Raw genomic sequence first — 14751 nt, 5'->3', positions numbered from 1 at the left:
TCGAGTCGACTCGCTAACAGAGAGTGGAACGGCTGAAGTTGGGCGTCAATCCCTCGCGCACGGGAAAATATCGGGGCACAGTGAGAAGTTCACAGATCCAGCTGCGACGGCACGGGAGGTTCCGGATGGTGGACGAGGGTGCGGGCTGGCTGGGAATCGACCTCGGCACGCAGAGCGTCCGCGTGCTGCTCGTCACCGCCGACGGCACGGTCCTCGGCAGCGGCTCGGCCCCGCTGACCGGCCGGCGGGACGGGGTGCGGCACGAGCAGGACCCGCTGCGGTGGTGGTCGGCGCTGTGCACGGCGTCCCGGGCGGCCCTCGGCTCCGCGCCCCCGCACCCGCCGCTCGGCGGACTCGCGGTGTGCGGCACCTCCGGAACAGTCCTGCTGACCGACGGCTCGGGCCGTCCGGTGAGCCCCGCGCTGATGTACGACGACGGGCGGGCCAAGGCCGAGGCCGCCCGGGCCCGGAGGGCGGGGCTCGCCGTCCAGGACACCTGGGCGCTGCCGAAGGCGCTGTGGCTGCTCGGGGAGTACGGCGGCGGCGCGCTGCGCCTGGCGCACCAGCCCGACCTGATCGTCTCCCGCCTCACGGGCGAGCCGCCCCCGGCCGATTCCAGCCACGCCCTGAAGACGGGCTACGACCTCGACGCCGACCGCTGGCCGCAGGCCGCCCTGGACGGACTGGGCGTGCCCGACGGCCTGTTGCCGGACGTCGTCCACCCGGGGACCCGCCTCGGCGAGGTCGGCCCGGCCGCCGCCGACGCCACCGGCATTCCCGCCGGCACACCGGTGTTCGCCGGGATGACCGACGGCTGCGCGGCCCAGATCGCGTCGGGCGCGCTGCGGCCCGGCTCCTGGAACTCCGTGCTCGGCACCACGCTCGTGCTGAAGGGCGCCGCCCGCGACCCGGTCCGCGACCCCGCCGGCGTGGTCTACAACCACCGTGCCCCCGACGGCACTTGGCTGCCGGGCGGGGCGTCGAGCGTCGGGGCCGGGGCGCTCTCGGCGCGCTTCCCCGACGCCGACCCGGCCGGCATGGACGCGCGGGCGGCCGCGTACGAGCCGTCCCGTGCGGTCGCCTACCCTCTGGTGTCCCCGGGGGAGCGTTTCCCCTTCCGGGCACCGGAGGCGATCCCGTTGATCCTGGGCGACCCCGTGGAGGACGCCGACCTGTGGGCCGCGCTCCTCCAGGGCGTCGGCTTCGCCGAACGGCTGTGCCTGGACTACCTGCACCATCTCGGCGCTCCCCTCGACGGCTCGCTCACCTTCACGGGCGGCGGCGCCCGCAGCCCCTACTGGAACCAGCTGCGCGCCGACATCCTGGGCCGCCCGGCCCGCGTGCCCGAGCAGACGGAACCGGCCCTGGGCATGGCGGCGCTCGCCGCGTACGGAGCATCGGGGGCCGGTGCGCTCGCGGACATCGCCGAGCGCATGGTCCGCGTCCGGACCGTCGTCGAACCCCGCCCCGGCCGCACGGCCGCCTTCGCCGAGCCGTACGCGCGTCTCGTCGATGCCCTGCGGGACCGCGGCTGGCTGCCCGCGCCGGTCGCCGCGCACGCACACAGCCGACTGAGCCGGGATACTTCCGCATCATGAGTACGACCCTCCTGCTGGTCCGCCACGGACAGACCGTCTGGCACGCGGAGAACCGCTACGCCGGCATCAGCGACATCGACCTCACCGACACCGGCCGCACCCAGGCCGAGGCCCTCGGCCGCTGGGCCGGAGCCCATCCCGTCGACGCGATCTGGACGTCTCCGCTGTCCCGCGCCGTCGCCACCGCCGAGCCCGCCTGCCGCGCCCTCGGCCTCGCCTCCCAGAGCGAACCCCACCTGCGGGAATGCGACTTCGGCGTGCTCGAAGGCCGTACGCTCGCCGAGTTCGAGGCCGAGGACCCGGAGTGGGCCGCGGCCTACCGGGCCGACCCGGTGGAGCACTCCTTCCCCGGCGCCGAGGACCCTCTGGCGGCGGCGGCCCGCGGGGTGCGCGCCCTGCGGGACATCGCCGCCGCCCACCCCGGCGAACGCGTCCTGGTCGTCGCCCACAACACCCTGCTGCGGCTGGTGCTGTGCACCCTGCTGTCGATCCCGCTCGGCGAGTACCGCAGAGTGCTCCCACGGCTGCGGAACGCGGCGATCAGCGAACTGCGCATGCACCCCGACGGTTCCGCCGCACTCCTCTCACTCAATGTGCCGTGCGAGACCGATGTGCCGTAGCACCATGGGCACATGACGCAGATCGGCACGTCGGTGCCGCATTCGGCCCGGATCTGGAACTACTGGCTGGGCGGCAAGGACACCCACGAGGTCGCGAGCGGAGCGTAGCCGGAGCGATTGGGGGTCCCCCTGCTCGAAGAGCTTGGGGGAGGCTTGCCCCCTAGTCGCGGATCGTCTACGTCGACAACGACCCCCTGATCCTGGCGCACGCCCGGGCCCTGCTCACCTCCACCGCCGAGGGCGCGACGGCGTACGAACCCGTCAGCCTCTACGAGCCCGAACAGATCCTTCGGGCCGCCGGGAAGACCCTCGACCTCACCCGGCCCACGGCCCTGATCCTCAACGGCATCCTCGGACACGTGGCCGACCACGAGCAGGCCCGCGACCTGGTCCGCCGCCTCCTGGCGGCCTCCCCGCGGGCAGCCACCTCTCCCTCAACGAGGGCTCCCGCGGCACGGATCCGGCCTACGAGCAGGCCCAGGACGCCTACAACGAGACGGGCGCGATCCCGTACTTCCTGCGGCCGGTCGGGCAGATCGAGGCGTTCTTCGAGGGCCTGGAGCTGGTGGAAGCGGGCGTGGTCTCGGTGCCGCTGTGGCATCCCGAGCCGGGCGCGCCGACCGGGCCGATCGGCCGGCACGGCGGGCCGGGCCGCAAGCCGTAGCGCGGCGAGGGACGAAAGCCCCCCGCGAGTCACGTCCTCGCGGGGGGCTTCCTCTTACCGCCTGCCGTGCGTGAAAGGTGAGAAGACGATCACGAGGCAGGACGACTCAGCGGCGGACCGTCGTCACGGCGCCAGCAGCAGCACGTCCGTCCGGGACTTTGCGGCCGCGTAACGGCGCGCCACGTCCTGCCAGTTGACGACCTGCCACATCGCCTCGATGAAGTCGACCTTCTGGTTCCTGTACTGCAGGTAGAAGGCGTGCTCCCAGGCGTCGAAGACCAGGATCGGGGTGGCGCCCTGACCGACGTTGCCCTGGTGGTCGTAGACCTGCTCCACGATCAGCCGCCCGCTCAGCGGCTCATACGCGAGCACGCCCCAGCCCGACCCCTGCGTGGTCGCGGAGGCCTTGGTGAGCTGGGCCTTGAAGCCGGCGAACGACCCGAACGACTCGACGATGGCGTCGGCGAGCTCCCCCACACCGTCGGCGGCCAGCGGCTCACCGCCACCGTCCTTCGGGCCGGTCATGTTCTGCCAGTAGATGCTGTGCAGGATGTGCCCGGACAGGTGGAAGGCCAGGTTCTTCTCCAGCCCGTTGACCGCCCCCCACGTCTCCTTGTCCCGCGCCTCGGCAAGCTGCTCCAGCGTGTCGTTGGCGCCCTTCACATAGGCGGCGTGGTGCTTGTCGTGATGCACTTCGATGATCTCGGGGCTGATCACGGGGGCGAGCGCGGAGTAGTCGTAGGGCAGTTCAGGCAGCGTGTAGACGGGCATGGGCGGGATCCCCTCCGGACTCTTATTGCAATAGTCTTGCAACTGCACGCTAGCAGCAGGAACAGGCGGGCGGGTGGCCCGGGCACGCAAAAAGGCCCCCGCGTGTGTCGCGGGGGCCTTCGGCGGTGGATCTCCTACTGCTTGGCGCGGGCCTTCTGCCAGCCGTACCCGATCGCCGCCAGTACCAGGATCATCCCGCCCGTCGAGTACAGCTGCACCCGCGTGTCCGGCTCCCGGGCCATCAGGACGAAAACCGCGGCCATGCCGGCCAGGGCGACCCAGGTCAGCCAGGGGAACGCCCACATGCGCACGGCCAGCTTCTCGGGTGCCTCGCGCTCCAGGCGGCGGCGCAGGCGCAGCTGCGAGACGGCGATGAAGATCCAGACGACCAGGATGACCGCGCCGATCATGTTCAGCAGCCAGGCGAAGACGTCGTCGGGCCGCCAGTAGCTCAGCAGCACGCACAGGAACCCGAAGACGGAGGAGGCCAGCACGGCGATCCGTGGCACCCCGCCGGAGATCCGGCCCAGCCCCTTCGGGCCCTGGCCGCGGTCGACGAGGGAGTAGGCGATGCGGGAGGCGCCGTAGATGTTGGCGTTCATGGCGGACAGCAGGGCGACCAGGACGACCACGTTCATCAGCTGGCCGGCGCCCGGGATGCCGAGCTCGTCGAGGGCCGCGACATACGGTCCCTTCTCCACGACCTCCTTGGAGTCCCACGGCACCAGCGTGACGATGACGGCCATCGAGCCGACGTAGAACAGCGCGATGCGCCACATCGCCGTGCGCACCGCGCTCGCGACGCCCTTGACGGGGTTCTCCGACTCGGCCGCCGCGATGGTGACCGTCTCCAGGCCGCCGTAGGCGAAGACCGACGCGAGCAGGCCGATGACCAGGCCCTCGCCGCCGTTCGGCAGGAAGTCCGTGAGGTGGCTCGCGCCGGGGGAGTCGGTGCCGGGCAGGATCCCGAGGATCGCCAGGACGCCGAGCACCAGGAACAGGGTGATCGCGCCGACCTTCAGCGCCGCGAACCAGAACTCGAACTCGCCGAAGTTCTTCACGGCCGCGAGGTTCGTGCCGCAGAAGACGACCATGAACAGCGCGACCCACGCCCACTCCGGCGTGCCCGGCAGCCAGCCGCTGACGATCGTCGCGGCGCCGATGCCCTCCAGGCCGACGGCCGTGCAGAGCAGGACCCAGAAGGACCAGCCGGCGGTGAATCCGGCCCAGGGGCCGATCGCCCGCTCCGCGTGCGCCGAGAACGACCCCGACGACGGATACGCGGCCGACATCTCGCCGAGCATCCGCATCACCAGCATCACGAGGACACCGGAGAGGGCGTAGGCGACCACGATGGACGGACCGGCCGCGGCGATACCGGCGCCGGAGCCGACGAACAGACCGGCTCCGATCACCCCGCCGAGGGCGATCATCGACAGGTGGCGCTGCTTCAGGCCATGGGACAGGGAGGTGTCGTCCGTACCGGGCGGAGTCCCCGTGGTGGTGCTGCTGGGCATGGGCGCGGCTCGTCCTATGCGTGAGAGACGTACGAGGGCAAAAACGCCGCCAGTCTCGGATGCCTCTCCGCTCACACGGAGAGGCATCCCACTATCCGGACAGTTGCGTCGCTCTGCGTGGCTAGGCGGCGACCGGTGAGTAGTGCGAGGCGTCGCCCTCGATGACGTAGCTCTCCTTGCCCTCGATCCCCACGGGGATGTCGCCGGCCACGGTCACCCGGTGCAGGCGCCGGGGCCGGCCGTCGTAGTTGTCGACGGCGTAGTGCTGGGTGATGCGGTTGTCGAACAGGACGAGCTGGTTCGGCGACCAGCGGTGGCGCAGGATGTTCTCCGGCCGGGTGACGTACGCCTGGAGCAGGTCGAGGATCTTGCGGGACTCGCCGGGCGAGAGGCCCACGATCCGCTGGGCGAAGCCGCCGATGAACAGCCCTCGCTCGCCGGTCAGCGGGTGGACGCGCACCACGGGGTGGACCGTGCGGTACTTGATCGAGGTGAACTGGGCGCGCCGGGCGGCCTGCTCCTCGTCGACGTCCTCCTCGGGGACGGCGTAGTCGTAGTCGTTGGTGTGCTCGGCCCACAGGGTGTCGGCGAGGCTGCGCAGCGACTGGGGCAGGTTGCGGTAGGCGGCGGCCGAGCTGGCGATCAGCGTCTCACCGCCGTAGGGCGGAACGGTGATGCTGCGCAGGCTGCTGGCCTGCGGCGGGTTCAGCACGAAGGTGACGTCGGTGTGCCAGTGGTTGGCGGCCCGGCCGCCCTCGCTGTCGACGGGCAGCACGTTCGGGGCGCCGTCGACGGCGGACACCGTCGGATGGGCGGTCGTGATGTCACCGAAGTGGCGGACGAAGGCCTGCTGGCCGGCATCGTCCAGGCCCTCCGCGTCGAAGACCAGGGCCTTGTGGACGTTGAGCGCCTCGCGCAGGGCGGCGGAGGTCTCCTCGTCGAGGGGCCGGGTGAGATCGACGCCTTCGACACGGGCGCCGATGTTCGCGGTGACCTTGTGGATCTCGATGGTCATGGCGGGTTCCTCTCAGGAGAACCGGAAGCGGGGTCAGACGAGAGCGGGGGCGATGACGTGCTGGTTGGCGGGGCGCGGGAGGCCGTAGCGCTCCCGCAGGGTCCGGCGGGCGTCGCCGTACTCGGTGCGCAGCAGCCCGCGGGCGCGCAGGATCGGGACGACGTGGTCGACGAAGGTCTCCAGGCCGGACGGCAGTACGGCGGGCATGATGTTGAAGCCGTCCGCGGCGCCCGACTCGAACCACAGCCCGATGGTGTCGGCGACCTGCTCGGGCGTGCCGGCGAAGGTGAGGTGCCCGCGCCCGCCGCCGAGCCGCCCGATCAGCTGCCGGACGGTGAGCCGGTCGCGCCGGGCCAGTTCGACGATGAGCGTGTAACGGCTCTTGGCGCCCTCGACGGCGCTCTCCGGCGGCAGGTCGGAGGGGAGCGGACCGTCCAGCTCCAGGGTGCCCGGGGCCAGTTGCAGCAGCCGTTCCAGGCGGTCCACCCCGTGCGCGTGCACGATGTGGTCCTCCAGGACCCGCTCGTTCGCAAGCGCCTCGGCCTCCGTGGAGCCGATCACCGGGACGATGCCCGGCAGCACCTTGATGTGGTCGCCGTCCCGGCCGGCCGCGACCGTCCGGGCCTTGAGGTCGGCGTAGAAGGCCCGCGCGTCCTCGATGGTCTGCTGGGCGGTGAACACGGCCTCCGCGTACCGCGCGGCGAACCGCTTGCCGTCCTCGGAGGAGCCGGCCTGCACGAGCAGGGGGTAACCCTGGGGCGAGCGGGGCACGTTGAGCGCCCCCTCCACGCTGAAGAAGCGCCCCTGGTGCCGGGGCGGGTGGATCTTCGCGTCGTCGCCCCACACGCCCGCCGCCTTGTCGGCGACGATCGTGTCGTCCTCCCAGCTGTCCCACAGCTTCAGCGCCACGTCGAGGAACTCGGCGGCCCGCGCGTACCGCTCGGCGTGTGCCGGTTCGGCCTCCAGGCCGAAGTTCCGGGCGGCCTCGGCCCCGGCGGTGGTGACGATGTTCCAGCCCGCCCGGCCACCGCTGAGGTGATCCAGCGTGGCGAACTTGCGGGCCAGGTTGTACGGCGAGTTGTAGGAGGTGGAGGCCGTGGCGATCAGGCCGATGTGCTCGGTCGCGGTGGCCAGCGCGGTCAGCAGCGTGATCGGCTCCAGCGCCCCGGCGGGCCGCTGCGCGAGGTTGTTCCACAGCTGCGGGCCGTCGGCGAGGAACAGCGAGTCGAAGGTGCCGCGCTCGGCGATCCGGGCGAGCCGTACGTAGTGGGCCAGGTCCACATGCGCGTACGGGTCGCTCTCCGGCAGCCGCCACGACGCCTCGTGGTGGCCGGTGTTCATCAGAAACGCGTTGAGGTGCAGCTGTCTGCGGGTCATCGATGGTCCTCCGTGACACCGAGCGCGGCCAGCAGCCGCTCCCGGTACTCGCCGAGCAGGGGGGCGCGGTACGACCGCGGGTGCGCGCGGTCGATGGTGAGGTCGAGGCCGATCCGTCCCTTCTCCAGGACGAGCACCCGGTCGGCGAGCACGATCGCCTCGTCCACGTCGTGGGTGACCAGCAGTACCGACGGCCGGTGCCGCTCCCACAGCTCCCTCAGCAGGCCGTGCATCCGGATCCGGGTGAGCGCGTCCAGCGCCCCGAACGGCTCGTCGGCCAGCAGCAGTTCCGGCTCGCCGACCAGGGACCGGGCCAGGGCGGCGCGCTGGGCCTCCCCGCCGGACAGCTCGCCGGGCCAGGCCCGCTCGCGGCCCTTCAGCCCCACCTCCTCCAGGGCCGCGCGCCCCCTGCGGCCGGCGTCCTTGCCCTCCGCGCCGAGCAGCACGTTGTCGAGGACCCGCCGCCAGGGCAGCAGCCGGGAGTCCTGGAAGACCACCGACACCCGCTCGGGCGCCGTGAGCTGCCCAGTGCCCGTGACGCCGTGGTCGAGTCCGGCGATCGCCCGCAGCAGCGTGCTCTTGCCGGAGCCGCTGTGCCCGAGCAGGGCCGTGAGCTGCCCGGCGGGCAGATCGAGGTCGATGCCGTCGAGGACCGTGCGCCCCTCGAACGACCGTGTCAGGCCGCGCAGTTGGACGGCGGGGCGGGTCAGCTGCTCAGTGTGCGGCGCCATGACAGCACCCTCCGTTCGACGATACGGACCGCGCTGTCGGAGATGAGGCCGAAGATGCCGTAGACGACCAGGCCGACGAGGATGACGTCCGTCTGGCCGTAGTTCTGCGCCTGGAACATCATGTAGCCGAGGCCGCTGGTGGCGTTGATCTGCTCCAGCACCACCAGGCCCAGCCAGGAGCCGGTGACCCCGAGCCGCAGGCCGACGAAGAACCCGGGCAGCGCGCCGGGGATCACGACCTGCCGGATGAACCGGAGCTTGGACAGTCCCTGGACCTCGGCGAGTTCGACGAAGCGGCTGTCGATGCCGGACAGCGCGGCGTGCGTGTTGAGGTAGATCGGGATGTAGACGACGATCGCGATGATGGCGATCTTGAAGGTCTCGCCGATGCCCAGCCAGAGGATGAACAGCGGGATCAGACCCAGGGTGGGGATCGCCCGGTTGAGGTTGACCGTCCCGTCGATCAGCGCCTCGCCGGTCCGGGTCAGCCCGGACGCCAGCGCGAGCAGGATCCCCGCGACCAGGCCGATCGAGAAGCCGGTGGCCGCGCGCTGCAGCGAGGTCAGGATGTCGTCCGGCAGCGTGCCGGCGGTCCACAGCCGGCTGCCCGTCTCCACCACCGTCCAGGGGGCGGGAATCGCGCCCGGGTCGAGCAGCCCAGCGGCGGAGGCGGCGCTCCACAGCGCGAGGACGGCGGCCGGCCCGACGAGCCGGGTGGCGGGCAGCCGTTTGCCGGGAGCCAGCCGCCGGCGCCTGCGCACCTGGCGCGTCTCCTCCTCGGCGAGGGGAGCGAGCGGTGCGGATGTGCTCGTGCTCGTCGTGTGCGTGGTCGTGGTCACGGCGGTCACCTCCGGTACTGCGCGGGCACGGCCTTGGCCGCGAGGGACTCGAAGCGGTGGTCGAACAGCTCCGAGACGTCGAACTTCTTCACGAAACCGCCCTCCGCGAGCAGATCGGCGGTCTCCTGCTCCCAGGCGATCGCCTCGTCCCAGCGGGGCGGGAACAGCGGCTTGTTGGCCAACGCGGTGATCCCCTTCGCCTGCGCGAGGGTCAGGTTCTGCGTCCCGACGTAGAACTGCTCGTTCCACTCCTCGGGGTGCTCGTACGTCCACACCTGGCTCTTCGCCCAGTACGGGACGTACGCGGCGACCGCGGCGGCCTTCGCCCGGTCGTTCAGCACCGACACCGGCGCCCACAGCAGGTTCAGCAGGTCCACCACGTCCGTGGTGATGGTGCGGGCGGTCTTGTACTGCGTCAGATACGCGGGCGCCTGGGTGTTGCCGAGCGGGGCGATGTCCACCTGCCCGGACTGCAGGGCGGTGAGGAACTGGTTGCTGGTCAGCGGCACCAGCTCCACGTCGTCGTACTTCAGCCCCGCCTTCCTCAGCGCCCGCAGCAGGACGACGCCCTGCGCCTGCCCCTGGGAGAAGGCGAGCCGCTTGCCCCGGAAGTCGGAGACCCGGCGGATGTCGCTGCCGGGCTTGGTGGCGAAGAGGTAGTTGGGCTTGCGGGTGATGTTGATCGCGACGATCTTCGCGTCGAAGCCCTGGTAATGCGCCTGGATCGGCGGGATCCCGGCGTTGTTGGCCACGTCCAGGGACTTCGCGCGGAAGGCGTTGATGACATCCGGGCCCGCCCCGATGTTCAGCCAGTTGGACACCTTGAACGGCAGTTCGCGGAACCCGGCCAGCTTGAACTGGAGTTGCTGCGCGTTCTGGTACGAGGAGATCTTCAGGCTCGTCCCCGCGGGGACCTTGGAGGCCAGGGGAGCGTCGGAGGCCGCCTCGTCGGCTGCCGCACTGTTGTCGGCGCAGCCGCTCAATCCGGCCGCCGCGGCCGTCACGCCGAGCAGTGAGGTCAGGAACAGGCGCCGGTCTGGACCGGAAACGGAGGACGAGGGCATGGAAGGGCTCCCTGGGTATGGAAGAGGCACAGCGAGCGGAATTCCGGGCAGGAAAGGATCCGCCAAGGGAATTCACGCGAATGTCACAAAGGAAGAAGAAGGCGCTCGGTGAAGGGGCGCCGGGGGCGCGTCAACGGGTCAGCAACAGAGAGTGCGACAGCTCGTGAGCGGGTTCATGAACAGGATGTTCCTGGTCAGCGGCCCGCCCTGTCAACATTCCGAGTTTCTGAATTAAATAGCCTCAGGTGACGCGGCCAGCGGATCCCGGTAGAGCACGTCGAGGGCCACCGACCCACCGGCCACCGCCAGCACGGAATCCGGGAAACTGATCGGCGAGACGGTCGCGGCGCGATCCGCACCGACCTCTTCCCGCAGCGCCGTCAGGCAGTCCTCCCGGTGCATGGCCCCGATCTCCGTCACGACCACCCGCTCCGGGTTGAGCACATCGAGCAGCAGCCCCACCGCACGGCCCACCCGCCGCGACCGCTCCCGCAGCAGCCGCACCGCGACCGGGTCACCGGCCGCCGCCGCACCGACCACGTGCATCGGGTTCACCCCGTCGACGACGCCCGCCGAACGGGCCCGCCGGCACAGGGTGCGCTCGCTCAGCTCGACCTGGAGGCAGCCCACCCGGCCGCAGTCGCAGGTCTCCGTGCCGCCCGGCACCGGCAGATGAGCGATCGCCCCCGCCTGGGAGCGCGGCCCGTGGTGCACCTCGTCATGGGTGGTGAACGCCGCGTCGACCACATTGCCCGCGAACAGATGCAGCACACTGCCGCTGCCCCGCGCGCGCCCGAACAGCCGCTCCGCGTTCACCAACGCCCGCGCGTGTCCGTCCACATGGACCGGCAGGCCGGTGCGCGCCCCGAGCAGCTCCCGCACCGGCACTTCGCGCCAGCCCAGCATCGGATGCTCCACGACGGTGCCCGAGTCCCGGTCCACCCAGCCGCCCGCCGCGAACCCGACCCCCAGCGCCCTGCTGCCGGGAACCCCGGCGAGCAGCGCCGCCAGCGCGTCGCCCGCCCGGGCCAGCACCCGCACGGGGTCGGTGCTCTCGTGCTTGAACTCGCCCCGGGCCACCACCCGACCGCGCAGGTCCAGCAGCGCGACCGTGGTGTACGGCACCGCCACATGCACCCCGCCCACCACGAACCGGGTGTCGTCGAGGTCGACCGGCAGATGCGGCCGCCCCACGCCCTTGGACCGCCGCAGCACCGCGGACTCGCGGAGGAGGCCCAACTCGCTGAAGCGGGCGCAGTAGTCGGTCACCGACGCCGGCGACAGGCCGGTCAGCCGGGCGATGGTGCTGCGCGCGACCGGCCCGTGCTCCAGCACGGACCGCAGGACGACGCTCGCGCTGGTGCGGCGCCGGTCGCTGTCGGCGACACGGGGGATGGGGGACGTCAGAGGGGGAGCCGCGGTACGGGGCATGGGAATCTTCCTGGAGGCCGGTCCGACACTGCGCCGTCTCGATCGGCGGGCCGGATCCCTCCGCCCCGCCTCACCGAGGGCGGCGACAGGTGGCCGTGCCCTGGCGTCGCAGGTCGACATAGCGACGCGACGAGAAGTACCGGGCCTGGGCAACCACGCTCGCGACGCTAGCAAAACGGCCCCGCACTGCCCAGACGGCGACCGACGGGCGAGACGGCCGCCCCGGCGGCTTTGGGGGAAACCTACAGAGGCCCGGTTTCCCGCCCCCGTGTCACATGGCACCCCATCACCGTGACCGGCATCACGCCTGACTCGCTGTAACCCGCATCCTTTGTGCGAAGCCGACCAACGGCCGGTCCCGGCCTTTGTGGACGGCTGACGGTGATCGGGGCGAGGGCGCTGGGATAGCGTCACGATGTCCCGACCGGCCCTCACCCTCGCGGAGTCCCCATGAGCACCGCTGCCGCCACACCGTCCCGCACCGGACAGGTCCTCGCCGACCTGCTCCCCGCCTCTCGAGTCAGGGACGCGGCCCTCGTGCTCGGCGGCGCCGCGCTCACCGGCCTCGCCGCCCAGATCTCCGTGCCCGTGCCGGGCTCCCCGGTGCCGGTGACCGGCCAGACCTTCGCCGCGCTGCTCGTCGGCACGTCCCTCGGCGCCGGCCGCGGCTTCCTGGCGCTGGCGCTGTACGCCGTGGCGGGCATCGCGGGCGTGCCGTGGTTCGCGCAGGGCACCTCGGGCGTCGCCCCCTCCTTCGGCTACATCCTCGGCATGATCCTCGCCTCCACGGTCGTCGGCGCCCTGGCCCGCCGCGGCGCCGACCGCTCGGTGCTGCGCACCGCCGGCACCATGCTGGTCGGCGAGGCGATCATCTACGCCGTCGGCGTGCCCTACCTGGCCCTCGCCACCGGCATGTCCGCCACCGCCGCGATCGCGGCCGGCCTCACCCCGTTCCTCATCGGCGACGCGGTGAAGGCCGCGCTGGCCATGGGCGCGCTGCCGACGGCCTGGAAGTTCGCGAACAAGCGCTGACACCGCAGGCGTTGCCGAGAGGCCCGCCGGGGCGTACTGCCCCGGCGGGCCTCTTGGCGTGTGCGAGACGCAAGGGGGGCCGGTTCAGCCCTCCTGAGCCCCCGGCCGCCGCCGCTGCGACCACCACGTTCCGGCCACGCCCGCCGCCAGCAGCGACGCACCGGCCGCGCCCAGCGGCAGCAGATCACGGGCCGGACCGGTCTTCGGCAGCTCCTTCCCGCCCGGGCCCGCCGGCTCGTTGTCGGTACCGAGCAGCAGAGGCGTGGCCGGGGCGTCCGGCGACGGGTTGCTCGTGCCGAACGGCACCGGGCCCTGCTGCCAGAAGGTCTTCTTCCCGTCGCTCGTCTGCACGGGCAGACAGATCTTCCCGGTCTTGCCGAGGTCGAACGTCGCGTCGACGGCGTACGACTTCGACTTGCCCGCCGCGAGATTGTCGATAGGGCATGCGAATCCGCTGTTCGAACCTTCCGGAAGCTCTTTCTCGGGTATCGCCGAACACCCCTCGACTCCCTTGACGACCAGCCCGTCGAAACCGACGACCAACAGCCTGATCTTCCCGCTGTCCTTGCTCCCCTCGTTCTTCACCGTGGCGGTAATCGCCGTCTTTTCGGAATCGTTGTCGACCGAGATCTTCCCGGGCAGCGTCGTGGTGAGCTTCACTCCGGCCGGTGCCGCGTCAACCGCCTTTCCCCCCTTGCCGCTTGCGGGTCCCTCGTCCTCCGCCCCGGCCGTGCCGGAAAGGATCAACACCGCCGAGAAAGATGCCATGACCAGCGATCCGGCGACCGCTGTCGTACGACGAGAACTCATGTTCGTCCCCCTTGCGTCCCCCTGGGCTGCGCCTGAATTCGCAGCACTGAAAGAGGTACCACAAGATTTCGCCGCACTATCCTGGTACGGCGCGAAGTGTGACCATTGTGTTTCACTGGAGTCGGTCGCGGCGTCGTGGAGGGGGTGCAGCGGATTGCCGGGGAATGCGAACAGTGGCGGTGTTCCAGGGATATTGGTGACGGGGCGCTATCGGTTGGTCGAAAGTATCGGCCAGGGGGGAATGGGGCGGGTGTGGCGAGCCGCCGACGAAATACTCGACCGGCAGGTCGCCGTGAAGGAAATGCGGATCGACGGTCTCGACGCGGAGGACAGCAGGACCCGCCGCGAACGGACCCTGCGCGAGGCCAGGGCCACGGCCCGGATCGACCACCCCAACGTCGTCCGGGTCTACGACGTGGTCGACGAAGGCGAACGCCTGTGGATCGTCATGGAGTTGGTGGCGGGCCGCTCCCTCGAACGGATCCTCGCGGAGTCGGGCCCGCTGAGCCCCGGCGAGACGGCCCGCATCGGACTCGGTCTGGTCGCCGCGCTACGACAGGTGCATGAACGCGGCGTACTGCACCGCGACATCAAGCCCGGAAACGTGCTCGTGGAACACGCGACCGGGGTGGCCGGATCAGTACGCGGCAACGGCAACGGTTCCGGCCACGGGCGGCGCGTCGTCCTCACCGACTTCGGCATCGCCGCGATCCAGGACGCCAAAGCGCTCACGATGGTCGGCATGCTGGTCGGCTCGCCCGACTACATGGCCCCCGAGCGCGTCTCAGGCCGCCCCCAGGGCCCGCCGTCCGACATCTGGTCCTTGGGGGCGACCCTCTGCGCGGCCCTGGGCGGCCGGTCCCCGTTCTCCCGCGACACCACGCTGGCGACCCTGCACGCGGTCCTGTACGAGGAGCCGGAACTCCCCGCCGCCTCGGGCCCGTTACGGGACATCCTGACGTCCCTGCTGGCGAAGGAGCCGTCGGGCCGCCCGGACCTGGAGGCGCTGGAAACGGCACTGGAGCCGGTGGCGTATCCGGCACCGACACCCACGGTCGCGCTGGGGCCGCGGGATGCGGAACCAGGGCGGGAGGAGGAGCCGGAACCGGGGCGGGGTGAGGAGTCGGACCCGGGGCTCGTGCCGGACGGCGAGTGCGCCATCGCCGCCTCACCCGCCCCGGCCGCACCCGAACCCACCGGGCACCACCTCTTCGCCGCCATGGACCGCGCCGTCCACCGCGGCCCCGGCTTCACCGTGAACATCGCCATGGCCAGCGACCGC

At 71.5% G+C, this 14751-nt stretch carries 13 protein-coding genes and 1 pseudogene; 5 read left to right on the top strand and 9 right to left on the bottom strand.

The window, feature by feature from the left end; translation table 11 throughout:
* Nucleotides 1-125 precede the first annotated feature (125 nt).
* The 3 genes and pseudogenes from K4G64_RS15765 to K4G64_RS15755 all read left to right on the top strand — a co-directional run bounded on the left by K4G64_RS15765 (nt 126) and on the right by K4G64_RS15755 (nt 2882).
* Nucleotides 126-1598 (top strand): FGGY-family carbohydrate kinase, encoded by a 1473-nt coding sequence (locus K4G64_RS15765; RefSeq protein ID WP_221756668.1) that lies wholly within the window; start codon nt 126-128, stop codon nt 1596-1598.
* Nucleotides 1595-2218, top strand: coding sequence for a histidine phosphatase family protein (locus K4G64_RS15760; protein WP_221756667.1), 624 nt, complete (start codon nt 1595-1597; stop codon nt 2216-2218). The genes K4G64_RS15765 and K4G64_RS15760 overlap by 4 nt, the downstream gene beginning before the upstream one ends.
* 12 nt (nt 2219-2230) lie before the next feature.
* Nucleotides 2231-2882: pseudogene (locus tag K4G64_RS15755) on the top strand (SAM-dependent methyltransferase).
* Between the two features lie 123 nt (nt 2883-3005).
* Here K4G64_RS15755 and K4G64_RS15750 read toward each other — a convergent pair.
* The 8 genes from K4G64_RS15750 to K4G64_RS15715 form a co-directional block, all read right to left on the bottom strand.
* The gene (locus K4G64_RS15750) at nt 3006-3653 is read right to left on the bottom strand and encodes a superoxide dismutase (protein WP_221756666.1); all 648 of its coding nucleotides are present in this window, start codon (nt 3651-3653) and stop codon (nt 3006-3008) included.
* 134 nt (nt 3654-3787) lie between these two features.
* Nucleotides 3788-5170, bottom strand: coding sequence for an amino acid permease (locus K4G64_RS15745; RefSeq protein ID WP_221756665.1), 1383 nt, complete (start codon nt 5168-5170; stop codon nt 3788-3790).
* A 121-nt stretch (nt 5171-5291) separates the two neighbouring features.
* Nucleotides 5292-6185 (bottom strand): TauD/TfdA family dioxygenase, encoded by an 894-nt coding sequence (locus K4G64_RS15740; protein WP_221756664.1) that lies wholly within the window; start codon nt 6183-6185, stop codon nt 5292-5294.
* Between the two features lie 33 nt (nt 6186-6218).
* Nucleotides 6219-7562 (bottom strand): LLM class flavin-dependent oxidoreductase, encoded by a 1344-nt coding sequence (locus K4G64_RS15735; protein ID WP_221756663.1) that lies wholly within the window; start codon nt 7560-7562, stop codon nt 6219-6221.
* Complete coding sequence (locus tag K4G64_RS15730) at nt 7559-8293, bottom strand: ABC transporter ATP-binding protein (RefSeq protein ID WP_221756662.1); 735 nt, start codon at nt 8291-8293, stop codon at nt 7559-7561. Before K4G64_RS15730 ends, K4G64_RS15735 begins: the two co-directional genes overlap by 4 nt.
* Nucleotides 8269-9141, bottom strand: coding sequence for an ABC transporter permease (locus K4G64_RS15725; RefSeq protein ID WP_221756661.1), 873 nt, complete (start codon nt 9139-9141; stop codon nt 8269-8271). The genes K4G64_RS15730 and K4G64_RS15725 overlap by 25 nt, the downstream gene beginning before the upstream one ends.
* Nucleotides 9138-10196 carry an ABC transporter substrate-binding protein gene (locus K4G64_RS15720; protein WP_221756660.1) on the bottom strand — a complete coding sequence of 353 codons (1059 nt, stop codon included), beginning with the start codon at nt 10194-10196 and terminating at the stop codon, nt 9138-9140. The genes K4G64_RS15725 and K4G64_RS15720 overlap by 4 nt, the downstream gene beginning before the upstream one ends.
* A gap of 231 nt (nt 10197-10427) precedes the next feature.
* Entirely contained in the window at nt 10428-11627 is a 1200-nt protein-coding gene (locus K4G64_RS15715; RefSeq protein ID WP_221756659.1) for an ROK family protein, read from the bottom strand.
* Nucleotides 11628-12077: 450 nt separating this feature from the next.
* On the opposite strand from K4G64_RS15715, the gene K4G64_RS15710 reads away from it, so the two are divergent.
* Nucleotides 12078-12659 carry a biotin transporter BioY gene (locus K4G64_RS15710; protein ID WP_221756658.1) on the top strand — a complete coding sequence of 194 codons (582 nt, stop codon included), beginning with the start codon at nt 12078-12080 and terminating at the stop codon, nt 12657-12659.
* Nucleotides 12660-12743: 84 nt separating this feature from the next.
* Here the strand turns inward: K4G64_RS15710 and K4G64_RS15705 are convergent, their stop codons facing one another.
* On the bottom strand, nt 12744-13469 hold the full coding sequence (locus K4G64_RS15705; protein WP_221756657.1) for a hypothetical protein: 726 nt from the start codon (nt 13467-13469) through the stop codon (nt 12744-12746).
* A 241-nt stretch (nt 13470-13710) separates the two neighbouring features.
* Between K4G64_RS15705 and K4G64_RS15700 the strand changes: the two genes are divergently transcribed.
* A partial coding sequence (locus K4G64_RS15700; protein WP_260460503.1) for a serine/threonine-protein kinase occupies nt 13711-14751 on the top strand: 1041 nt, incomplete at its 3' end.

It is taken from the genome of Streptomyces sp. WAC04114 (assembly GCF_019733245.1).
Taxonomy (GTDB): domain Bacteria; phylum Actinomycetota; class Actinomycetes; order Streptomycetales; family Streptomycetaceae; genus Streptomyces; species Streptomyces massasporeus_A.
This window is presented reverse-complemented; position numbering and strand designations above follow the sequence as displayed.